At 70.4% G+C, this 21,201-nt stretch carries 24 protein-coding genes; 11 read left to right on the top strand and 13 right to left on the bottom strand.

Annotated features, from left to right (window positions below; genetic code table 11):
* Positions 1-5 precede the first annotated feature (5 nt).
* The gene (locus AC07DS_RS15485; protein ID WP_479145553.1) at positions 6-617 is read left to right on the top strand and encodes a TetR/AcrR family transcriptional regulator; all 612 of its coding nucleotides are present in this window, start codon (positions 6-8) and stop codon (positions 615-617) included.
* Between the two features lie 15 nt (positions 618-632).
* Here the strand turns inward: AC07DS_RS15485 and AC07DS_RS15480 are convergent, their stop codons facing one another.
* On the bottom strand, positions 633-1,208 hold the full coding sequence (locus AC07DS_RS15480) for a helix-turn-helix domain-containing protein (protein WP_479145552.1): 576 nt from the start codon (positions 1,206-1,208) through the stop codon (positions 633-635).
* 63 nt (positions 1,209-1,271) lie between these two features.
* Here AC07DS_RS15480 and AC07DS_RS15475 point away from each other — a divergent pair, with 63 nt between their 5' ends.
* The 4 genes from AC07DS_RS15475 (at position 1,272) to AC07DS_RS15460 (ending at position 5,673) form a co-directional block, all read left to right on the top strand.
* Positions 1,272-2,183, top strand: a complete 912-nt coding sequence (locus AC07DS_RS15475; protein WP_479145550.1) for an ornithine cyclodeaminase family protein — start codon at positions 1,272-1,274, stop codon at positions 2,181-2,183.
* Positions 2,183-3,310, top strand: a complete 1,128-nt coding sequence (locus AC07DS_RS15470; RefSeq protein WP_479145548.1) for an aminotransferase — start codon at positions 2,183-2,185, stop codon at positions 3,308-3,310. The genes AC07DS_RS15475 and AC07DS_RS15470 overlap by 1 nt, the downstream gene beginning before the upstream one ends.
* A 361-nt stretch (positions 3,311-3,671) precedes the next feature.
* Positions 3,672-4,472, top strand: a complete 801-nt coding sequence (locus tag AC07DS_RS15465) for a thioesterase family protein (protein ID WP_479145547.1) — start codon at positions 3,672-3,674, stop codon at positions 4,470-4,472.
* A 298-nt stretch (positions 4,473-4,770) separates the two neighbouring features.
* Positions 4,771-5,673, top strand: coding sequence for a COG4705 family protein (locus tag AC07DS_RS15460; RefSeq protein WP_479145545.1), 903 nt, complete (start codon positions 4,771-4,773; stop codon positions 5,671-5,673).
* On the opposite strand, the gene AC07DS_RS15455 is transcribed toward AC07DS_RS15460, so the two are convergent.
* The 5 genes from AC07DS_RS15455 to AC07DS_RS15435 form a co-directional block, all read right to left on the bottom strand.
* The gene (locus tag AC07DS_RS15455) at positions 5,654-7,033 is read right to left on the bottom strand and encodes a sensor histidine kinase (protein ID WP_479145543.1); all 1,380 of its coding nucleotides are present in this window, start codon (positions 7,031-7,033) and stop codon (positions 5,654-5,656) included. The genes AC07DS_RS15460 and AC07DS_RS15455 overlap by 20 nt on opposite strands.
* On the bottom strand, positions 7,030-7,701 hold the full coding sequence (locus AC07DS_RS15450) for a response regulator transcription factor (RefSeq protein WP_479145541.1): 672 nt from the start codon (positions 7,699-7,701) through the stop codon (positions 7,030-7,032). Before AC07DS_RS15450 ends, AC07DS_RS15455 begins: the two co-directional genes overlap by 4 nt.
* A 268-nt stretch (positions 7,702-7,969) precedes the next feature.
* Positions 7,970-8,659: a DUF4232 domain-containing protein gene (locus AC07DS_RS15445; RefSeq protein WP_479145540.1), complete on the bottom strand. Its 690-nt coding sequence runs from the start codon at positions 8,657-8,659 to the stop codon at positions 7,970-7,972.
* A 198-nt stretch (positions 8,660-8,857) separates the two neighbouring features.
* The gene (locus AC07DS_RS15440; RefSeq protein WP_479145812.1) at positions 8,858-9,373 is read right to left on the bottom strand and encodes a hypothetical protein; all 516 of its coding nucleotides are present in this window, start codon (positions 9,371-9,373) and stop codon (positions 8,858-8,860) included.
* Between the two features lie 126 nt (positions 9,374-9,499).
* On the bottom strand, positions 9,500-9,661 hold the full coding sequence (locus AC07DS_RS15435) for a hypothetical protein (RefSeq protein WP_479145538.1): 162 nt from the start codon (positions 9,659-9,661) through the stop codon (positions 9,500-9,502).
* A 152-nt stretch (positions 9,662-9,813) separates the two neighbouring features.
* Here AC07DS_RS15435 and AC07DS_RS15430 point away from each other — a divergent pair, with 152 nt between their 5' ends.
* Positions 9,814-10,716, top strand: a complete 903-nt coding sequence (locus AC07DS_RS15430) for a DUF6924 domain-containing protein (RefSeq protein ID WP_479145810.1) — start codon at positions 9,814-9,816, stop codon at positions 10,714-10,716.
* A 159-nt stretch (positions 10,717-10,875) separates the two neighbouring features.
* On the opposite strand, the gene AC07DS_RS15425 is transcribed toward AC07DS_RS15430, so the two are convergent.
* Positions 10,876-13,002, bottom strand: a complete 2,127-nt coding sequence (locus tag AC07DS_RS15425; RefSeq protein ID WP_479145537.1) for a trehalose-6-phosphate synthase — start codon at positions 13,000-13,002, stop codon at positions 10,876-10,878.
* A gap of 182 nt (positions 13,003-13,184) precedes the next feature.
* Between AC07DS_RS15425 and AC07DS_RS15420 the strand changes: the two genes are divergently transcribed.
* Positions 13,185-13,403 (top strand): hypothetical protein, encoded by a 219-nt coding sequence (locus AC07DS_RS15420; RefSeq protein WP_479145536.1) that lies wholly within the window; start codon positions 13,185-13,187, stop codon positions 13,401-13,403.
* 122 nt (positions 13,404-13,525) lie between these two features.
* Here the strand turns inward: AC07DS_RS15420 and AC07DS_RS15415 are convergent, their stop codons facing one another.
* Positions 13,526-13,948, bottom strand: coding sequence for a DUF6896 domain-containing protein (locus tag AC07DS_RS15415; protein ID WP_479145534.1), 423 nt, complete (start codon positions 13,946-13,948; stop codon positions 13,526-13,528).
* Positions 13,949-14,029: 81 nt separating this feature from the next.
* Positions 14,030-14,293, bottom strand: a complete 264-nt coding sequence (locus AC07DS_RS15410; protein ID WP_479145533.1) for a hypothetical protein — start codon at positions 14,291-14,293, stop codon at positions 14,030-14,032.
* A 298-nt stretch (positions 14,294-14,591) separates the two neighbouring features.
* Here AC07DS_RS15410 and AC07DS_RS15405 point away from each other — a divergent pair, with 298 nt between their 5' ends.
* On the top strand, positions 14,592-14,999 hold the full coding sequence (locus AC07DS_RS15405) for a YciI family protein (protein WP_479145532.1): 408 nt from the start codon (positions 14,592-14,594) through the stop codon (positions 14,997-14,999).
* An 8-nt stretch (positions 15,000-15,007) separates the two neighbouring features.
* Complete coding sequence (locus AC07DS_RS15400; RefSeq protein WP_479145808.1) at positions 15,008-16,153, top strand: RNA polymerase sigma factor; 1,146 nt, start codon at positions 15,008-15,010, stop codon at positions 16,151-16,153.
* Between the two features lie 43 nt (positions 16,154-16,196).
* Here the strand turns inward: AC07DS_RS15400 and AC07DS_RS15395 are convergent, their stop codons facing one another.
* Positions 16,197-16,769, bottom strand: coding sequence for a DUF6529 family protein (locus tag AC07DS_RS15395; protein ID WP_479145531.1), 573 nt, complete (start codon positions 16,767-16,769; stop codon positions 16,197-16,199).
* 180 nt (positions 16,770-16,949) lie between these two features.
* Positions 16,950-17,498, bottom strand: coding sequence for a YciI family protein (locus tag AC07DS_RS15390; protein WP_479145529.1), 549 nt, complete (start codon positions 17,496-17,498; stop codon positions 16,950-16,952).
* Between the two features lie 185 nt (positions 17,499-17,683).
* On the opposite strand from AC07DS_RS15390, the gene AC07DS_RS15385 reads away from it, so the two are divergent.
* Together AC07DS_RS15385 and AC07DS_RS15380 are read left to right on the top strand one after the other, a co-directional pair.
* Entirely contained in the window at positions 17,684-18,706 is a 1,023-nt protein-coding gene (locus tag AC07DS_RS15385) for a sulfotransferase family protein (protein ID WP_479145527.1), read from the top strand.
* A gap of 99 nt (positions 18,707-18,805) precedes the next feature.
* Positions 18,806-19,474 carry an HAD family hydrolase gene (locus AC07DS_RS15380; RefSeq protein WP_479145526.1) on the top strand — a complete coding sequence of 223 codons (669 nt, stop codon included), beginning with the start codon at positions 18,806-18,808 and terminating at the stop codon, positions 19,472-19,474.
* 24 nt (positions 19,475-19,498) lie between these two features.
* Here AC07DS_RS15380 and AC07DS_RS15375 read toward each other — a convergent pair whose 3' ends face one another.
* Together AC07DS_RS15375 and AC07DS_RS15370 are read right to left on the bottom strand one after the other, a co-directional pair.
* On the bottom strand, positions 19,499-20,080 hold the full coding sequence (locus AC07DS_RS15375; RefSeq protein ID WP_479145525.1) for a substrate-binding domain-containing protein: 582 nt from the start codon (positions 20,078-20,080) through the stop codon (positions 19,499-19,501).
* Between the two features lie 238 nt (positions 20,081-20,318).
* Positions 20,319-21,127 (bottom strand): IS5 family transposase gene (locus tag AC07DS_RS15370; protein ID WP_479145524.1). Its coding sequence is split into 2 segments (ribosomal slippage): positions 20,319-20,788 and positions 20,788-21,127, totalling 810 coding nucleotides; the frame shifts between segments, so codons are not numbered across the junction.
* Positions 21,128-21,201: the final 74 nt, after the last annotated feature.

Genomic DNA, 21,201 nt, shown 5'->3' with positions numbered 1-21,201 from the left:
AGCGTATGGACATGGTGCAGCAGCGTGCGGAGGGGCCCCGTGCGGGCGGACGGAAGCGACTGACCGCGCAGGCCTGGGCGGACGCGGCCCTTTCAGCGATGGGCGAAGGCGGTCTTGCGGCGGTCGCCGTCGAACCGCTCGCCGCGCGCCTCGGCACCACCAAGGGCAGTTTCTACTGGCACTTCGCCAACCGTGAGGCGCTGATCGAGGCCGCCCTCGACCGCTGGGAGCAGAAGTCCACCGAGGACGTCATCGCCGGGCTGGCGTCCGAGGCGGATCCGGCCGTGCGGCTGCGCAGACTGTTCGTGGAGGCGTCCGAACTCGCCGCCGAAGACCCGCTGGAGGTCTCGCTGCCGGCCTCGGCCGGGCATCCGCGAGTCGCCGCCGTACTGCGCCGGGTGACGGAGCGCCGGGTGGGCTACCTGGCCGGGCTCTTCACCGAGTTGGGCTTCGCTCCGGGCGATGCGCACCGTCGCGCACTGCTGGCGTACACCGGCTACCTCGGGCACACACAGCTGGCGCACGCCGTGCCGGAGACGCTTCCGGCCGGCGCGGAGGGCGAGCGCTACATGGACTCGGTGCTCGACACGCTGATGGCGGCTGCTCCGGAGTCCTGAAGCGTGTCGTAGGGATCAGGCGCCGGTGACGACCCGCATGAAGACGACCGGTTCGGCGCCGTCGTTGCGGTAGGCGTACTCCTGGTCGCTGGCGATGACGGCACTCTGCCCGGGCGCCACCACGTGGGGCCCGGTCTCCAGGGTCAGCGTGAGGCGGCCGGCGAGGACGTGGTGGATCTCCTGCGCCCCGCGCCGGTCGGGTTCGGCGTCGTAGTGGCCCCCGGGGGCCAGGGTCCAGCGCCACAGTTCGGCCCGTGGGTCCTGAGTCGCCGCGAGGAGCAGCGCGTGGCTGCCGTCGGGGTCCTGCCACACCAGCGTTCCCTCGACCTGCTCGTCCGCCGTGCCACCCTCCGGCAGGGCCAGGGCGGCGAAGTCCGTGTCCAGCGCGCGTGCGACGCGGTCGACGGTGGCGAGGCTCGGATTGGCCTGGCCCAGCTCGACATCGGTGAGCATCCTCCGGCTGAGCCCGCCGGCCTCGGCCAGCTGCTGCACACTCCAGCCGCGCTGCTTGCGCAGCGCCCGGATGCGCCCGCCGATACGGGCGGCGAACTCCTGCGTGGCACTGCTGCCGGCGGTGACCTCACTGCTCATGGTGAGCACTATAGTGCACAAAGAGCTTGCCCAGATCGCAGCATGAGCAATATATTGCTCAACATGCGAGTGATCACCACTCCCCATGTCTCCGAGCGGGCCGTGCTGGCCGCGCTGCGCGAGGCGTTCGGGGATCTTTCCCGGAGCGAGGCGGCCGGACCCGGCCAGTTCGTCGTCGACCTGCCCGACGGCGGCGACGTCATCCACTACCCGGCCGTGTTGCCCGGCGCCGGGGTGTACGCGGTCAAGGTCTCCCCGTACCTGCCGCAGGCGGCCGGCCCTGCCGTGGTAACCGCCTGGACGATGCTGGTGAGCCTGTCCTCCGGGCAGCCGGTCGCGCTGCTCGACGCCTCGGATCTGACCGTGGAGCGCACCGCGGCCACGACCGTGCTCGCCGCCGACCACCTGCTTCCGCCGGACGCCCGCACCGCGGCCGTCATCGGGTACGGCCGCGTCGGCCGGGCGCACGCCCGCTACCTGCGCCATGTCCGACCCGGCATGACCGTTCGCGCGTACTCACCGACGCGGCCCGAGCGCGTGGAGGACGGCGTCGAGGCCGTCGCCGGCATCAGGGAGGCACTGGCGGGCGCGGACCTCGTGATGCTGTGCACCTCGGCAGCCGACGCCGTGGTCGACCCCCGCACCCTGGCCCCGGGCGTCGTCGTCACCTCGATCTCGACCAACGCTCCCGGAGCGCGCGAGATCCCGCCCGAGGCGGTACCGGAGCTCGAGGTGTACGTGGACGCGCACACCACCCTCGATGTGGCCACCGAGCTGGTGCGGGCCGCCGCATCCGGCTGGGACCCCACCGAGGTGCGCGGTGACCTGGCCGACCTGGTCGCCGACAAGGCCCGGCTTCCCAGCGGACGGCGCCCGGTGTATTTCCGGTCCGTGGGGCTGGGCATCGAGGACGCGGCTGTCGCCCGGGCCGCCTACGAGTACGACAACGAGACGACCATCGAGGGACGGTCCTGATGAAGATCCGCGAGTTCGAAGTCGAGCGCTGGATGAACGACCACGAGGAGACCTGCCGGTACAACCTGGCCGAGACCTGCGTCCGTTCGCTCACCACCGGCGAGCTGCTGGCACTGTCCGGCCGGCGCGAGGACGTACTGGCCGAGCTGGACGCCACCCCGCTCACCTACGGCCCGATCCCGGGCAGCCCGCGGCTGCGCGGTCTGGTCGCCGGCCTGTACGCGGCCCAGGGACCGGACAACGTGCTGATCACCCACGGGGCGATCGGCGCCAACGCCCTCGTGCACGCCACGCTCGTCGAGCCGCGCGACCACGTCGTGGCCGTGGTCCCCACCTACCAGCAGCACTACTCCATCCCGGACAGCTACGGCGCCCGCGTCGACCACCTGCCGCTGCGCGAGGAGAACGGCTGGCTGCCCGATCTCGACGAACTCGACCGCCTGGTCACTTCGGAGACCAAGCTCATCGCCGTCAACAACCCCAACAACCCGACCGGCGCCCTCATCGACGAGGCCGGCCTGGCCCGCATCGCCGAAATCGCCGCCCGCGCCGGGGCGTGGGTGCTGTGCGACGAGGTCTACCGGGGCGTGGACCAGGCCGGCGACGGATTCACCGCCTCGATCGCCGACCTGTACGAACGCGGCATCTCCACCGGCAGCATGTCCAAGCCCTACTCCCTGGCCGGTCTGCGCCTCGGCTGGATCGTCGGCCCCGCCGGACTGCTCACCGGCGTCGCCACGCACCGGGACTACACCACGATCAGCGTCGGACGGATAGACGATCTGCTCGCCTGCGTCGCCCTCGAGAACAAGGACGCGATCCTGGCCCGCTCCCACCGGATCACCCGCACCAACCTCGCCGTCCTGGACGAGTGGATCACCGGCCGCGACGACATCGGCTATGTCCGGCCCGCCTCGGGCACCACCGCACTCCTGCGCTACGACGCCCCGATCGGCTCCTACGACTTCTGCACCCGCCTGCTGGAGCGGACCGGCGTCATGTTCACCCCCGGCGCCGCGTTCGGCATCGAACGAACCGTGCGCATCGGCTTCGCCGACGACACGCAGACCCTGCGCACGGGCCTGCACCTCGTCGGCGGGTTCCTGGACCAACTCGCCCAGGAATAGCCACTCCCGCTCCGAGGGGACGTCAGATGCCAGGCCGGCCGCGGCCGATCCGGTCGGCGAGCCGAGGCCGTCGACCGTCGTGACCTCACACCACCGCGACAGCGTTATGGCCGGGCAGGCACGGCCGCGCGCTCTGGCCCGCGAAATCCCGCTTCCGAACCCCGGCAGGAATTCGTCGGCCTCGCGGCTCTGATCGCGATGCCCTGGGGTGCTGCTGTCGGGGCTCGGCCAGGCAGCGTCGCCGCTGGCTGCGGGACGGTGCCGGAGCCGGACGGCGAACGCTGTGGGCCAACCCTCCGCCATATGAGCAAGCGCTTAGTAGTATGGCGAGGGGTAGAACGCTCGACACGAGGGGACCGATATGCCGACGTCGCAAGCCGAGGCCTTCTACGAGCGGGAGGCCGCCGACCGGTTCCTCCCCACCGCGTACACAAGGGGGCCCTGGGACGTCGACTCCCAGCACGCCGGTCCGCCGGCCGCGCTGCTCGGTCTGGCCGTCGAGCAACGACCGGATGGCCGGCCCGACATGCGGGTCGCCAGGCTCACGTACGAGATCACGCGGCCTGTCCCGATACGGCCGCTGACCGTGACCACGCGCGTGCTGCGCGCCGGGCGCAGCGTCGAGCTCGTGGAGGTCGGTCTCACACCCGACGGCGGCCAGGAAGTGATGAAGGCGACGGCCCTGCTGATGAAGACGGCACCGGACTCGGTCCCGGAGGTGTCGCCGGGACGGCAGGTGCCCGGGCCTGAGGCCGTACCCTCGAAGGCCTTCTTCCCCGTCCCCTGGGACCAGGGCTATCACACCGCCATGGAAGTGCGCTTCGCCGCCGGTTCGTTCCTCGAGTCCGGCCCGGCCACGGCGTGGATGCGTATGCGGGTCCCCCTGGTCGCGGGAGAGGAGATCGCCCCGCTCAGCCGGGTGCTGACGGCAGCCGACTCGGGCAACGGCGTCAGCTCCGAGCTGGACTTCCGCCGCTACGTCTTCATCAACGCCGACCTCACCGTCAGCCTGCACCGCCACCCTGAGGGCGAGTGGGTCTGCCTGGACGCCCGGACGATGGTGGACGGCGCGGGCATCGGCCTCGCCGAGTCCGCCCTGCACGACGAGAAGGGCCCGCTCGGCCGCAGCACCCAGACCCTGTACGTGGCCGCGCGCGGCTGAGGCACCCGCCCTGGAGCGGCACCGCGGCCGGTGATCTGGTCTCCGTGCGGTCATCCTGGGTCTCGTCGTGTGTACCTGATCGTGCCCCGAAAGGACGTCACCGACCGGGAGAAGGACCCCCGTTACGCGGCCTGACCTGCAATCTGCCCGCGTTCGGAGTGCGTTCAGGATGCGTTCAGGATCTCTGTGCCACGGTCGTTGATCACGGCCGCCGCCGGCGGCCGGCTGATCTCACAGGGCGCTCGTCCCGAATTCGGGGGCGAGCGCCCTGTCGTTAGACCTGGCAGGAGAAGCTCAGTTGGAAAACAGTGAGGTCCTCACCGACCTCGACGTGGCGAGCACGTCGAGCACGACCAAGTCGGTGATGAAGAAACTGCCCGAGGTCACGCTGGCCTTCTGGATCATGAAGACCGCAGCGACGACCCTGGGCGAGACGGCGGGCGACCTCTTCGCGCAGACCCTGAAGCTGGGCTACTTCCTCACCACGATCGCGCTGTTCGTGATCTTCGTGGTGACACTGGTGATCCAGCTGCGTTCCAGCCGCTACAACCCGTTCTTCTACTGGACCGTGATCCTGTCGACCAGCATGGCCGGCACCACGATGTCCGACTTCATGAACCGCGACGCCAGCGCCAAGTTCCTCTCGAACGGCGCGACCAAGCTGGGCTGGGGCCCGCAGGGCCTCGGCCTCGGCTACCCCACCGGAGCGGCGATCCTGATCTCGATCCTCCTCGCGATCTTCCTCGCCTGGAAGCTGAGCGGGATGACCTTCCAGATCCGCGACATCGTCACCTTCAAGGGCGAGGCCCTGTTCTGGTCGGCGATCCTGGTGTCGAACACCCTCGGCACCTCGATGGGCGACTTCCTGTCCGACAGCTCCGGGCTCGGTTACGCGGGCGGCGCGCTGCTGGTGACCGGGGTGCTCGCGGTACTCGTGGCGCTGATGAAGGTGCCGGCCGTGTCGAACGTCCTGCTGTTCTGGATCGCCTTCGTCCTGACCCGCCCGCTGGGCGCCACCGCGGGCGACTTCCTCACCAAGCCGGTTGCCAAGGGCGGCCTGGACCTCGGCACGGCTGGCTCGTCCGCCGTCCTGCTCATCGTGCTGTTCGGCCTGATGGCGTATGCCCAGGTGCAGGAGCGCCAGACCGCTGCCGCGGCGGCGGGCGAGGACCGGGAGCCGGTCACCCCGCGGGGAGACTGACCGTAAATCTGGCCCCGGGCGTGTGTCCGGGGTCGTAGGAGACATCACCCCCGACGGCGCGGGCCAGGCGCCGCGCGAGCGGCAGCCCGAGGCCCGCGCCGTCGTGTCCGTCGCCCGTGTCGGCGCGTCGGCCCGGCTGGAACAGGTCGTCCACGAACGTCTCAGGCACGCCGGGGCCGTCGTCGACGACATCGATCCGCACGGAACCGGGCAGGCGCTGCGCGGACACGATCACGCTGGAGCGGGCGTAGCGGACGGCGTTGGCGATCAGCGGGCTGAGGATCCGTTCGAGGAGAGCGGGTGCGACCCCCGCCTCCACCTTTTGCGCGCCTGTTTCCACCGTGGCCTTCAGCCGGTCCGGTGGGCCGACGTGCTGGAGCAGGCGGTCGAGGACGGGCCCGACGTCCGTCGTCGCGGGGGCCGTCGCCGGGTTCAGGGCGTTCTCGCGGGCGTCGTCGAGGAGCGTGTCGCAGATCGTGCGCATGGACTGCGCGGCCTCGGCGATCACCTCATGGGCGGCGCGGGTCTGGGCGTCCGTGCGCGGGCGGGTTCGCCACCAGTCGAGTTCCATGATGATGCGGGTGAGCGGCGTGCGCAGTTCGTGGGACAGCTCTCCCGTCAGCTGCTGTTCGTGGCGCAGTACGGTGCGTATGCGATCGAGGAGGGCATCCAACGAGCCACCCAGGCGGGCAAGTTCGGCCGGGTGATCGTCCGCTCCGAAGCGGTCGTCGGAGCCCACGGCGCTCCACTGCGTGGCCTGGTCGGTCATCGTCCGCACCGGGCGCAGTGCCCGGCCGACGGACAGGCGCGTGAGTGCGTACGTGCAGGCGAGCATCACGGTGTCCAGGACGAGCGAGCCCAGCAGCACGGTCTCGGCCGAGCCGCGATACGGAGTCAGGTCCAGCGCGGTGACGACAGTGGCTACGGCGTTGCGGCCGTGGACCGGCTGGGAGCACATCCGGACGGGCCGGTGACCGTCGACCGTCTCGCAGACGTGCTTCGGCTCTGCGGCCAGCCGGCCGGCGGCCCGGGTCAGCGGGCTCCCGGTGGTGGCCGACGGCGGTTTCTCCAGCAGACGCGTGCCGGCGTAGATCCACACGTTCGCGTCGAGAAGGCGATCGTTGACGGTTTCCAGGACGTGCACCCGATGTCCGCTGGTGTCGACCGTAGTGGTCACCGCTGCCGCTCTGGTGCGCAGTTCGTCGTCCGCCTGGTGTTGCAGGTGCTCGTCCATCACGGCGTTGAACGCCACGGTCAGGACCGTCATCAGCAGGGCGGCGGTGGCCAGTGCGACGAGGGAGAGCCGGCCTCGCAGAGTGCGCGGAACGAAGCGGCGAAAGCAGCGGGAGACACGGTTCATGACAGCCGGTGTCCGACCCCGCGCGCCGTGTCGATCGTCAGCCGGCTGTTCGCCTCGCGCAGTTTGCGGCGCAAGCGGCTCAGGTACTGGTCCAGGGTGTTGTCGCTGACCTGCGCGCCTTCGGGCCAGCCGGCCCGCACCAGGTCCCGACGGCGCACGAGGCTCCCGTCCGCGGCGACGAGCGTGGCCAGCAGCCGGAACTCCGTGGGGGAGAGGTCGACACGCGTACCGTGCACGATCGCACTGTGATCCACCGCGTCCAGGACCAGATCACCGGTTGCGGCGGAGGACCGCGGGGCGGCCCGCCGGACCCCCGCACGCAGCCTGGCGGCGAGCTCGGCGAGATGGAAGGGCTTGGGCAGGTAGTCGTCGCCCCCGGCGGAGAAGCCGGACAGGCGGTCGGTGAGCCGGTGGCGGGCGGTCAGGAAGATCACGGGAGCGAGGAAGCCGTTGGCGCGCATCGCCTGGCACACGTCACGCCCGTCCGAGTCGGGCAGGCCGACATCCAGTACGGCCGCCGCTATGTCCGAGGTCGCCAACCGCAGGGCGGTGGCGCCGTCGGCGGCGAGGACCGGCTCGAACTCCTCTTCCTGCAGGCCTCGCCGCAGCACGTCCCGCAGGGCGTGATCGTCCTCGACAACCAGGATCTTGGGTCGCGTGATCCTCATACGGGACGAGCCCTTTCCGAGCGGCCCAGCCGGCGTGAGCACATGGACGGTGGCAGGTGACTACAGCAGAGTAGACGGTCTACGTAACTGTAGACGAACCTCGGCCGGGGAAGGTTCCCGAGTGCCGGGAGCCACGTGGAGGCCATCCGCGGTCACGCAGTCGGCCGCCGCGGGAACGGTCGCCGTGACTTTCTTCGGTGATCTCATCCGGACCTTGCCCAGACCCCGACCGCACGGCCTTCCGAGCCCCCTCCCGTGCCTTGCCCGGTCAGGCGTGGAACGCCTCGAACTTCACGTCGGGCCCGCACACGTTGAACGTGGCTGCCGAGCCGTTGCCGCTGACGACCTCGACCGTGCGGCCGACATCCTTGGGCAGAGCGATCTCCACCTTCGAAGCCTGGACCCCGCACACCTCGCGGGCCGACTGGCTGCCCTCGAAGTTCAGGTCGGCGTAGAGCACGTCGGCGGTGGCCGTGGCACCCGGGGCCAGGTCGACTGCGTCGGTTCCGGCCGCGGAGTTGTCGGTCTCGATCGGGTCGCTCTTGCCCTGGTCGTCCTTGGCGACCAGGCTCGAGGCGCCGACGATCGTGCACGGCTTGCCGGACGTGTTGGTGATCTTCACCGTGGCGGCCGCGGGCTCGGACTCGGTCGCATGCTTGGTGGCCGCCACGAAGGTCACTTTGGTCGTCTTCGCGGTGCAGGCGACGATCGTGCCGCCCTTGCCGCCGGACGTGCCCTTGCCTGCAGAAGTGCTGGAACCGGCCGTGCCGCTCGACGTGCTCTTGCCGCCGCCGGTACCCGCGGTGTCGCCCTGGGGCTTGCCCGGCGTACTCGTGGCCGTGGTGGTGCCGGTGCCGGACGGGCTGTCGGCGGCCTTGCTGTCGTCTCCCTGGCAGGCTGTGAGGGCCAGCCCGACGACGAGCATGGTGGCGGCGGCGACTGCGGTACGAACTCGCATGGAGATCACTCCTGAATGACTGTTCAGTAGATGCATGCCAGGAGACGCGATCGACGTCGCACGCCGTTCCGTGCCGGTACATGACAAGGGTCACAGGCCTGGAGCGGTCGGCCCGGCAACCGGCCGGCAGGTCTTCCCGTCGGGCGCCGCCCGGCCCGCACCCACCGCCGAGGGGACACACGGCCGACTCCGTGCAGGTCAGGTGTGCGCGATGTGCTCAAGTCCCCGGTGCCGCCTTGCGTATGACCAGGTCACCGCGGTCATGAGGGCCGGGACGGCGAACAGCGGGGCGTAGACGAGGCCCCAGACGGTCTGTGCCGCACCGCCCGACATGTACGTCCGGCTCTCGACCGTACAGGCGACCACGAGTTGCCACAGCCCCACCAGGACCAGGACGGCCGAGGCGGTCCAGGCCAGTGCGGAGAGGGTCCGGGGCCGCAGCGGCCGCCACCGGTCGCTCACGAGGAGCAGCGGGAACAGGGCGACCAGTTCGGTGAGTAGGGAGAGGCCGACGACGTACGCGATACCCCAACCCGGGATGTCGAAGACCTCCCGCAGGACTTGGTCGCTGTATCCGACGTAGATGCCGGATGCCATGGCGATGCGCCACAGACCTGACGGGACGGCGCACAGGGCGACGGCGTGCGCGGCACGACGGGCCCATACAGGTGCGGGGGCGGGGAGAGGAGCGGACTCTGTCGTCATGACGAACATGCTGGCCGCGGACACGGCAGCCGCGCCTCGTCCGCTGTGGCAGACCGTCTCCCCCGCGCGGCGGAGGGCGAACCCGCTGGGAGAGGACCTGAGTACGGGTGCGCATGCGACCCTGCCCGTCCCGGCCTACGTCCGCCGCCACGCCACCACGCCCGACAGGTCGAGCATGGTCACGACCGTCTCCAGAGGACTCGCTCCGTAGCCGCTCACGATCAGCGGACCGGACGGATTGGACGCGGCCACGGACCAGAGCCGGCCCGGCACGGTGATCCGTGAGGAGAGGCTCATGCGGCCGCATCCTGCCGTACGCCTCCACGTGTGTCAGTCCGCCAAGTGGCGTGCTCCGGATCGGAGTTGGTGGGCTAGTGTCCTGGTTCTCAGCGATCCTTCGAAGGAGAGTCATGTCCTTTCCCGGGCTTCCCCGACCGGCGCCTGGTGAAGTGCTGTTGATCTCCACGTGCTACGAGGACGGCAAGGCCCTGTGGGGCGGATTGCTCAACGAGGTCGGGGGCCACCGGGAAGGCGACGTACTCGTCCTCGGGGCCAGTGGGGTCCGGCTCCGGCCGGCCGAAGACCGCGGATGGGACGACCTGCACGGCGGCAACGTACCGGCGCTCGTCCGCGGCGGCGGTCTCGTACCGCCGGTCGTGGTCCTGGCGGACATCCCGGTGGTGTACGGCGGGGGCGGGCCGTTGCTGGTGGACCTGGCAGCGATACCCGGGCGCGGTGTCCGGGTCCCGTCGGCCCGGCTCGGCGAGATCCTTGCCGCTCTGCTGGGTGGCGCCCTCGCGTTCGACGACCTGGTGCGCGACATGGACAAGTACGGTGTGTACCAAGGCGACGGTGGCCGGCCGGCTTTCCCCGCGCCTACGCTGCCGCCGGGCCGGTCCTTCCCCGCACTGCCCTCCACCGCCGCGGCCCTGCTGGTCCGAACCTCCTTCGACGACGAGCACGGCTGGCGGGCCCTGCTCGACGAGTTGGGCGGGGCCGACGAGGAGGGGTGGATCGGCACGGATCCGGACCCGGACGAGATCGACGTGGAGCACTACCCGTTGGGGGCGCTGGTCGTCGACGACCGCGCCTTCGCGGACCTCCTGCCGGGTCAGGTACCGGCGCTGATCCCGCCCGGGGAGCACACAACACTGGTCGCGCTCGCCGACGCCAGGACCTTTGCCGAGCCCGGCCGACCGCTGACCGTCGTCGATCTGTACGACACCCCGGGGCAGCCCGCCGTACTGCCATGCGGCATGGTCGGATCGATGGCTTGCAACCTGGAGATCGGCAACATGGACTTCCACGAGTTCGTCGCCGAGGAGCGCATGGAGCCGTGGTGGGAGGGGTGATCGCGGAGCGCGTGGCCGGATCATGTGACCACTAGGCTGCGACGATGGAACGGATGACCGACGTGCCGGACAGTCTCGCCCGCCCTGCGGATCCGGCCCAGGCGAACGACTACGACAGCTTTGCCGAGGCGTACTCGAAAGCGAGTACGCGTGCAGCACTCAGCTGTCACCGGGAATCGCTCTCAGGATGGTGCGCGTCCAGTCGGCAGGGGTCGGGGTGGTCAGGCAGGCGGCCAGGCGGTCGGTATGGAGGCGACGCTGCTCGGGGCTCATCGTGAGGGCCCGGTGCAGGGTGTCGACCAGGTTCTGCGGTGTGCCCGGGTCGGTGAGAAGGGCGGCCCTGCCCAGGTGTTCGGCGGCACCGGCGCGTCGGGACAGCACGAGGACGCCGGTGCGTCCTGCCGCCGCCTGGCATGCGATGTATTCCTGCGCGGTGAGGTTCATTCCGTCGGCCAGGGACGTCACCCAGAACACGTCCGCCGCAAGGTAGTTGTCCACGATGTGCGGGAAGGGCAGTGACCGGGGCACGTATTCAACGGGTTGCCAGACAGAGGAGCCCCAACGGGAGTTCAGACCGTTGATCGCCTCCTCCAGTTCGATACGGGTCCTCTCGTAGACCTGGATGCCCGGCTCGGGGGGTGGGCAGATCAGCCGGAAGCGCACGTGACCGTGCAGCGCCGGCACCTGATCCAGCAGAGCCGCCAAGGCGTGAATCTTGAGCACGGGTGCCTTCGCGTAGTCCAGCCGCTCGACGGAGAGGACCAGTTGCCCGCCGCTTCGCGGAGGACACCGCTCCGACCGTGTACGGGCTTGGGCTTCCACAGCCTGACGGTCGATGCCGAGCGGATGCACCCCGGTTCGTGGCGGGCACGGGGCGTCCTTCATCAGCTGCTCGAAGTTGTCGGCACAGGCGGCGGTGTGGAAGCCGGCCCAGTCCAGCTGCGCCAGCGAGGCGCGCAGTTGGTCGGCCGTGGGCAGCCGGTCGAAGGTGTCCGGCTCGGGAAAGGGGGTGTGGTGGAAGATGCCGATGTTCACGTCGGGGCGGCGGGGCTTGAGCAGGCCGGGGACGAGCCACAGGTTGTAGTCGTGCAGCCAGACGGTCGCCCCGCGCGCGGCGTGGGCGTCGATGTGCTCGGCGAAGGCGGCGTTGACCTCCTCGAAGTCGGTCCAGTGACGCGCATCGTGACGGATCAGCCGGGGTTCGGAGACCAGGGCCGGCCACAGCGTCTCCTTGCACGCGCCGTGGAAGTATCCCGCCCAGGTCTCGGACCTCACGGGAAGCAGAGCCAGTGGGAGCGGGGTCGGCGGGGCCGGACAGGCGCAGTGGGTGTTCGGGCCGGCGGCCGGGGCGGTGTCCTGTTCGGTGACCAGGGCGGCCGCCCACACGGCGTCCTGGTCGCAGCAACGGGGGTCCAGGGCGGAGGTGAGCGTGGGAAGGATCCCGTTGGGGCTGGCCGGGGCCTGCCACCTGCCGCCGCTCCAACGCATGGGCGGACGATGGTAGCCGACCACCACCCGCGAGGGCCGGTCGATCCAGCCGAGGCGTTCCATGGCCGACAGGATGGCCGCCGCACCGTCGAGTGCCGGGCGGTGCACGCGTGCGTCGAGTGGCACGCGGGCGCCCAGCCCGCGTTCGGCGTTCCCCATGATCACGCCGTGTGCGCCGAGGCCGAACAGCGAGAGGTCGTTCAGGGAGTCGCCGGCAACGAGCAGGGCGGAGGCGGGCCAGCCGAGCGTACGGCCGAGTTCCCGCACGGCTGCTCCCTTGCTCGCGTTCGCGGGCAGCACATCGAAGTAGCGCTCCGCGGAGTACGTCCACGAACAGCCCAGCTCCGCCACCGCCGCCTTGAGGTCTGCGGTGAGATGCTCAGGGGCCAGGTAGAAGGAGCATCGTCCCTCCTGGACGACTCCGTCCTGGTGGACCAGCCCGTCGAAGCCCCGTAACGCGGACAGCACCCGGTGCGCACCGGGCCATCCGGCGCGCAGCCGAGCCTCCAGAGCGTCGACATGGCTCAGGTCGGCGGCGTCGATGACGCTGGACCCGACATCGGCGACGATCCATCGTGGCGCCGGCACGAGCGGATCGCTCTCCAGCCTCGAGCGGACGGAATGCAACGAGCGGCCGGTGGCGAAGACCACGGTGATGCACGGGTGCAGCCCCAGGAGGTGACACAGTCTTCTGCGTGCGCGGTCATCACCTCCGAGGAGGGTTCCGTCGAGGTCGGTCACCAGCACACGGTCGGTGCGGCGGTGCGTGTTGTGCGGCCTGTGCGGGACGTTTTCCATCGCCTCTCCTGGCAATTCTCCTGGGTGGTGACGCAGAGTGCGTGATCAACAACACATAGTGTTACCTTCTGTCGGAAACCGCCCGCCGGTGACGCCCTGCCGAGGGCCGGATGACATGAGGTTCGCGCCTCCGGCACATCGATCCGGCGAAAGCCACCCGGCCGATCAGCCCCGGAGGCGCCATGGACGAAACCGATCCCGCAGTCGCCGAGCTGGTGTCCTCCGCACGCGACGTGCGCGCGGAACTGGTCACCCATCTGCTCCACAGCGACGATGCGCACGCGGCCCGGCTCGGACGAGCCATCCAGGAAATCCAGAGGGGCAGCCCCGGCTCCTCGCCGACGAATCCGTCCGACGCGGGCTGCGTCATCGACCCGATCACTCACGACCCGGGCTGGTGAGGACCGCCCGCTCGGGCGGAGGCCCCGGTCCAACAGGCCATAGGCGAGAGCCGAGAGCCGAGAGGTCAGAGGTCAGAGGTCAGAGGTCAGAGGTCAGAGCAGTATCTGCCGACGTGGCGGTCTCATGCGGAAGCCTTGACCTCAGCCACGCTGAACCACCCCGGCCGCACTTCGGCCAACAGGGGCTTCAGCGACTCCACCGCGGACCACAGATCATGCTCCGTGAGGTCAAGAGGCTCAGGCAGACTCCGCCCATAGCGGCGCAGCCGCCAAAGGTCGAAGACCGGTGCTCCGTCTGCCGTGAAGTCCACATCGATCTCGGAGCCTTCCCGGCTGATGAAGCGGCAGCCCGCTCCGTGGACCTTGTAGGAGCAGGTGCCGAGCTCACCGCTCCGGCTGATCTGGCGCGAACGGACCATGCCGAGGACGTCCGCAAGCCGCTCGAGCGAGGGGAATGCCGCCCTCATCGCCTCGTCGGCTGAGCTGAGGGCCTCGACGTAACCAATCACCAGGTCACGCGCCGTGGTCGCGTGTGCCCCTCCCATACCGCGCCCCCCTGCGTCCGTGTACCAGGGGATTGTTCCAGGTGGACTTCCGGCGTCGGAGTCGGCGGCATTCCGAGACGATCAGTCGCCGACGGCGCCGGGCGCCAGAGCCGGGGCGGGGAACGCGTGGCGGACTTCGCTGCCGGACCACCGCACGCCGACGGCGAAGACCGCCGCAGCCTCCAGCAGCGCTGCCCGCTCCAGCCCGCCGCACGGCAGCGGGGTGCAGCCCATCGACGTGATCAACTCCCACGTCAGAGCCGCGGCGGCCGGGGCGTCCGGGCAGAAGGGCACCGCCGGCGGAGCACCCTCGAAAGCCGGTTGCGGCAGGGTCCAGATGGTCATGCTCGACCTGGGCCCGGCCCCCGTCGGGCCTGGGCGACCCGCTGCGGCGCGAGGCCGCCCGCACCGAGCTGCAGGAGATCCACCTGCGGGCCGCCTTCACCCACCAGGGCAACCCCGCCGCACGCTGAGCCCGGCCCACGGCGCTGGTTCTCGTGACCGTCACGGACCTCAAGATCTGCGCTCATCGACAAGATCCCAAAAAAGATCCGGACCACGATGTCGAGAACCCGTGCCTGGCTCCGTCCCCGTGGTGAACGCGACCACAATGGGTCGTACGAGCACCGAGGAGAGACACACCATGGCCAAGTACCTGCTGCTCAAGCACTACCGAGGCGCCCCGACCGCGGTCAACGACGTGCCCATGGACCAGTGGACGCCGGACGAGATCTCGGCGCACATGCAGTACATGCAGGACTTCGCGGCCCGGCTGGAGAAGACCGGCGAGTTCGTCGACGGTCAGGCACTCGCCCCCGAGGGCACCTGGGTCCGGTACGACGGTGAAGGGCGCCCGCCGGTCACCGACGGCCCGTTCGCCGAGACCAAGGACCTCATCGCCGGCTGGATGGTGATCGACGTCGACTGCCACGAGCGCGCCGTCGAGCTGGCCGGGGAACTGTCGGCCGCCCCCGGGGCGGGCGGGAAGCCGATCCACGAGTGGCTCGAGGTACGCCCGTTCCTGGCCGCGCCCCCCACCATCACGGAGTGACCTCTCCGATGAACGAGGCCGCGCTCAGGAGCCTCACGCCGAGCGTGATCGGAATCCTCGTCCGCCGCGGAGCCGACTTCGCGGCGGCCGAGGACGCCGTACAGGATGCGCTGGTCGAGGCGCTCCGCGTCTGGCCGGCCGACCCGCCGCGGGACCCGAAGGGCTGGCTGGTCACCGCTGCCTGGCGCAAGTTTCTCGACGCGACCCGGTCGGACGCCGCCCGGCGCCGGCGTGAGGACCTCGTCGACGAGGAACCGACGCCAGGTCCCGCGCCCGCGGTGGACGACACGCTCCACCTCTACTTCCTGTGCGCACACCCGTCGCTGACTCCGGCGTCCGCGGTCGCGCTGACACTGCGCGCCGTCGGCGGGCTGACCACCCGCCAGATCGCCCAGGCCTACCTGGTGCCCGAGGCGACCATGGCACAGCGCATCAGCCGGGCCAAGCGCACCGTCTCCGGCGTCCGCTTCGACCAGCCCGGCGACGTCGCCACCGTGCTGCGCGTCCTCTACCTGGTCTTCAACGAGGGCTACTCCGGCGACGTCGACCTCGCCGCCGAGGCCATCCGGCTCACCCGGCAGCTCGCAGCCACGATCGACCACCCCGAGGTGGCCGGGCTGCTCGCCCTCATGCTGCTCCACCAGGCCAGGCGCGCCGCCCGCACCGCGCCCGACGGCAGCCTGGTACCGCTGGCCGAGCAGGACCGCGGCCGGTGGGACACCCAGCAGATCGCCGAAGGCATCCAGATCCTGCAGGCCGCCCTCGCCCGCGACCGGCTGGGCGAGTACCAGGCCCAGGCCGCCATCGCCGCCCTCCACGCCGACGCGCCCGCCGCCGTGGAGACCGACTGGGTGCAGATCGTCGAGTGGTACGACGAACTCGCCCGCCTGACCGACAGCCCCGTCGTCCGGCTCAACCGTGCCGTCGCCGTCGGCGAGGCCGACGGACCGCGGGCGGGCCTGGCCGCGCTCGCGGCGCTGGACGCATCACTGCCCCGCTACACGGCGGTGGCGGCCTACCTCCACGAGCGCGACGGCGACCTGACGGCGGCGGCACGCCTGTACGCCGAGGCGGCCCGGAAGGCCCCCAACCTCACCGAACGCGACCACCTGACGCGCCAGGCCGCCCGGCTCAACTCCCACCGCTCACACTGACAGCCGACGCCGGGACTCCCGGCACTCGGCGTGGCTTGCACGGTCAGAAGCCGGGCGCGGAGCCGACGAAGAACCACAGGGCGGATGTGTACCACAGCAGTGCGATGGCGATGACCAAGGCGCCGCCGACGGCCGGAAGTGCCCAACCGGGCAGTCGGCGGCTGCGCACCACGAGCACCTTGGCGACGAACATGCCATACAGGACGCAGCCCGCGATGGAATGAACGGCCACACGGCTGCTCGTGAAGTCAACTCCGTAGGCGGTGATGCACTGGTAGGCGATAGGCAGCGACAGCAGGAAGGCAAGGAGGCCGATGAGCCGGTGTGTGGGCTGCACCCGGTGCGGCGCGGCGCCCGCTCCCGGTAGGCGCCGGTACATCCACAGCCCGAGCAGCAGTTGGACGACCGCGAGTGCCATCAGAGCGGAACCCAGACGCGCCTTGAGATCGATGACGCCGACACCGTGCTGCCCGAACAGGCCCTTGGTGTAGTCGGGTGTGTGCGTGCGGCCGAACACATACACCCCCACCGCGACCGCGACCGGCAGCAAAGCAAGCAGAAAACCCCCCGCCGTTCGTGCGGGGCGCCGCTTCTGCGCGCCCGTGTGCCCGGTCATCAGTCCCCAATCGAATGGTGTCGGACAGCGCATCCGTGCAACCGCGGGAAACGACCCCGGCGGACCTCTTCTCCCAGTTGGCCCCGGGTCCTCGGGTCCTGTCCACTCCAATTGCTCTGCCCGGGCAGTCGCTGCTCCATCGGTGAGGTCCCCGTTCAGGTCAGTACATGCGGAAGGGGGTCACCGTCGCCCGCCGCACTCCCAGTCGTGGACTTCTACGGCCGCGTACCGGTCCGCGGTCAAGGCGGCACGCGCCGTGTCCGGGTCCGGGGACCGGACCAGCGCCGCCGTACCCAGCCAGACGGTGGCGTCGTCGGAGAGCAGCGGCCCGAATGCGATCAGGTCGTCCCGGTCGGGCGGCACGGCGAGCTCAACGGCTTGCTCCGGACCGAGGCCGAGCACCAGATACCGGTTGCCACCGGACCGGCCGCCGGGGAAATCCCACATGGTGCGGCCCAGCATGTTGCGCCAGCGACGCAGGAGCACGTCCCGGTACGCGCCCGCCTGGTAGTTGGGCTCGTCGAAGGCGAACGCGCGGGCAGCGGCGGGATCGGGCAGGTCGATGATGTGCACGCTACCGGTGGGCGTCTCGCCGCCGTCGGCGAAGGTCGGGCCGCGAGCGATCATCTCCGCCGCGTACCGGTCCATGTAGGACCAGTGCTCCTCCAGCAACTCGTCGCGCAACGCCGCGGAACCGGCCCGATCACGGTGGTAGCAGAAGAACTCCATGACCACAGACCCTTCCCCAACCCAGGGCAGCATCTCAACTGGCTTGCGGCCAACTGGTCACCGTCACGCGTCCTGGCACGGGGCCACCACTCCCCGGTTCGACCCGGTCTGCCCCTCGTCCCATGGGATAGTCGTGCGGGAGCTGGGGCTCGACCCTGAGTGTCGCGAAGCCGCGGAGGCTGACTGTGCATTCCTTGACCTTCGTCATCGGTACGGGTCGCAGCGGCTCGACCGCGCTGTCACGCATCCTCAACAGCCACCCGGACGTACTGAGCCTCAACGAGTTCATGGCCTCCGTAGGCGATGCCGCCTTCCCCGAAGGGAGGCTGACCGGTGAGGAGTTCTGGCAGTCGCTCTTCCGGCCCGCCCCGCACTTCGACCGGATGATCCGTAGCGGGCTGCCGCTCCCTGAATTCCTCTACACGCGCCGCCCCGGGAAGTACGCGGCCGAGACCACCGGTATCCCCGCGCTCTCGCTCATGGTGTTGCCGCACCTCACCGACGACCCGGACGGGCTCCTCGACGAGCTCAACGCAGCGGTGGTCCAGTGGCCCGAGGGCACCGCCGCCGACCATCATCGCGCTCTGTTCGGCCTGCTCTGCGCACGGTTCGGACGAACGGCCGTGGTGGAGCGCTCCGGCTACTCGACGGGCTGGGCAGCGGGGCTACGGGCCACGTTCCCGGACGCGAGGTTCGTGCACATGTTCAGAGACGGACCGGACTGCGCCCTGTCCATGAGCCGTCATCCCGGATTCCGCACGATCTCCCTGCTCCGCGAGATCAAGACACGAGCAGGCGTCGAGAGTCTCGCCGACCTGAGAGACGAGGACGTGCGCGCGCTGCCCGCGGACCTGTCGCCGCTGCTCGGCGAGCGCTTCGATCCTGCCCTCGTACGCGACCGGGACATCCCCCTGCGGACGTTCGGCACCCTGTGGTCCGAACTCGTCGCCGAGGGGACGGAGTTCCTCAGCCGCCTCCCTGCCGACCAGCGCACCACACTTGCCTACGAGCACCTCCTCGACGACCCCGCCGCAGAGCTGACCCGACTGGCCGAGTTCGTCGGTGTCGAACCCCTCCCGCAGTGGCTGCTCACCGGATCCGAACTCCTCGACCACAGCCGACGCGGCTCCGCCCGCAAACTGCCGGCCGTTGAACTCGACGAACTCAGGGAGGCTTGCGCCCCGGGTACCCGCGTTCTGGCGGGGTGACCGAGCCGGTGACAATCCGGGTCGGCGGCCTGCTCCGTTCGCCGGCGTCGGCAGCGTACGGGTGCGTTGCGCCTGTACCGCACCTGGCATGATCAACGGGTGATCAGTGAACCTGCGCAGTCCAGCCCCACGAAGTACGTCCTGTTCGATGTCGACGGCACGTTGATCGACGCGGTGAGCAACCAGCGCCGGGTGTGGGGAACTTGGGCGGAACGGTACGGGCTGGATGCGGACGAGGTGTACCAGGTGGCCCTGCGTACACGGCCGTTGGAGACGTTCGCCCAGGTCGCTGCGGACCGGGATCCGTACGAGTGCCTGGCCGCACTCCACGAGCTGGAGGACGAGGACGTCCGCTCCGGCGTCTATACGGCGTTCGACGGTGCGTCGGAGCTGCTGCACGGCCTGCCAGCGGGGTCCTGGGCGCTGGTGACCTCGAACTACGAGCACCGCGTGCGCGGCCGTTTCCTGCGGACGGGCCTGCCGCTGCCGGGCCTGATCGTGGACGCGGCCGCTGTCGAGGAGGGCAAGCCCTCTCCGGTGCCGTACCTGCGTGCCGCAGAGCAGCTCGGCGCCGAGCCGGGAGACTGCCTGGTCATCGAGGACGCCCCGTCCGGCGTGCGGTCCGGGCTGGGCGCAGGGATGACGGTGTGGGGCGTGAACGCCGCTGCCGCGGTGGAAGGCGTGCACCGCCACTTCGCCGTTCTGAGCGAGGCAGTCCCGCACATCCTGGCCTTCGTGTCCGGCGCGCACGGGAACGTCGCGGCCTGAGTCAGTCCCTCGATACCGAGCAGGTCACTTCACGGGTGCGCCCACGGGGCCGCCCGTGGACTCCCGCACCACAAGACGTGGCAGCAGCACCTCGGACTCGGTGTCCTCACCGGCGAGGCGGCGCACCAGCAGGTTCACCGCCCGGCGTCCCTGTTCGGCCATGGGGGAGTGCACGCTGGTCAGCGGTACGGGGAGTTCCCCGGCCAGAGGCGTGTCGTTGAAACCGGCCAGTGCAAGGTCCCGGCCGAGCTGCAGGCCCGGATCACGGGCTGCGCCTGCCGCTCCGATGTCGGCGAAGTCGTTCACGGCGAAGAGGGCGGTGGGCCGGTCCTCCGGCGTGGCGAGCAGAGCGAGTGCTGCCTGACGGCCGCCGGCCGTGTCGAAGGCCGAGTGCACGATGCGCCGGGCGGGCAACGGCAGCCCCGCTTCACGGTAGCGCTCGACGAATCCCTCGGTCCGGTCCGCTCCCGTGCTCGCGAAGGGCTGTCCGGCGATGACCCCGACGGACCGATGGGACGGCTGCCTGTTCCCGACCGGGCAGCACGGGCAGGCCGAGGGAGGCCGGCAGATGCTCGGCGACCAGCCTGCCGCCCAGTCGGTCGTCACAAGTCGCGGAGGTGTGCCCGGCGTTGGTGCGGCGGTCGACGAGTACGAAGGGCGTGCCGCGCAGGCCGGGCAGGCCGAGGGAGGCCCCGTTTCCGCTCGTGGAGGAGATGGCCACGTTCGTGGCGGCGCGGAGACATGCTCCCAGAGGCAACGACTCGCGGGGATGATGGCCGCGGACCACACCGTCGCCGGTCTCGAATCCTGGCCGCAGGCACGGGACCACCACTAACTGATCGTTTCAGAATGAGGTTCGCAGGCGGCGGAGGCATATGAAGCTGCAGGCCAGTTCGAGCAGGCCCTGGTGGAGATCGGCGCGTCGTTCGTATCGGGTACGGAGCCGTTTGAACTGGTGCAGCCAGGCGAAGGCACGCTCGACCACCCAGCGCACCTTGCCCAGTCCGGACCCGTGGGCGACGCCGCGTCGTGCGATCAGCGGCTTGATGCCGCGTTTCCGTAGTAGGCGGCGGTACTTGTCGAAGTCGTAGCCCCGGTCCGCGTACAGACGCCGGGGCTTGCGGCGGGGACGTCCCCGCCGATCCCGAATCGGCGGAACGGCGTCCAGCAGCGGCAGGAGCTGGGTGACGTCATGCCGGTTCCCACCGGTCAGCGTGACGGCGAGCGGGGTTCCGTGGCGGTCCACGATCGGTTGGTGCCTGGAGCCGGAACGGGCGCGGTCGACGGGCGAGGGACCGACGTGATCCCCCCTTTGAGGGCCCGGACGTGCGACCCGTCCACGGAGCAGTCGTCCAAGTCCAGCAGGTCGGCGCGCCGAAGCTCGGCCAGCAGGGCGGCGTGCAGGCGTGGCCAGACGCCGGCCTCGGTCCAGTCCCGCAGCCGACGCCAGGCCGTCACTCCGGAGCAGCCCACGGTCTCTGCGGGGACATCGCGCCACGCGACACCGGTCCGCAGCACGTACATGACGCCGGCGAGTGCTGCCCGGTCGGGAACAGGCAGCCGACCGGGGTAGCGGCGGCGCCGTGCGGGAGCGGGCGGCAGCAGCGGGGCCACTCGCTCCCACAGGTCGTCAGGAACAAGATCAGCACGCACTGCGGACACCCTGCCGACCAAGATCGCCGAGCACAATACCCGCGACTCAACTCACTGAAGCGATCAGTAAGGGG

Source organism: Streptomyces sp. NPDC044064, from assembly GCF_056434245.1.
This window is presented reverse-complemented; position numbering and strand designations above follow the sequence as displayed.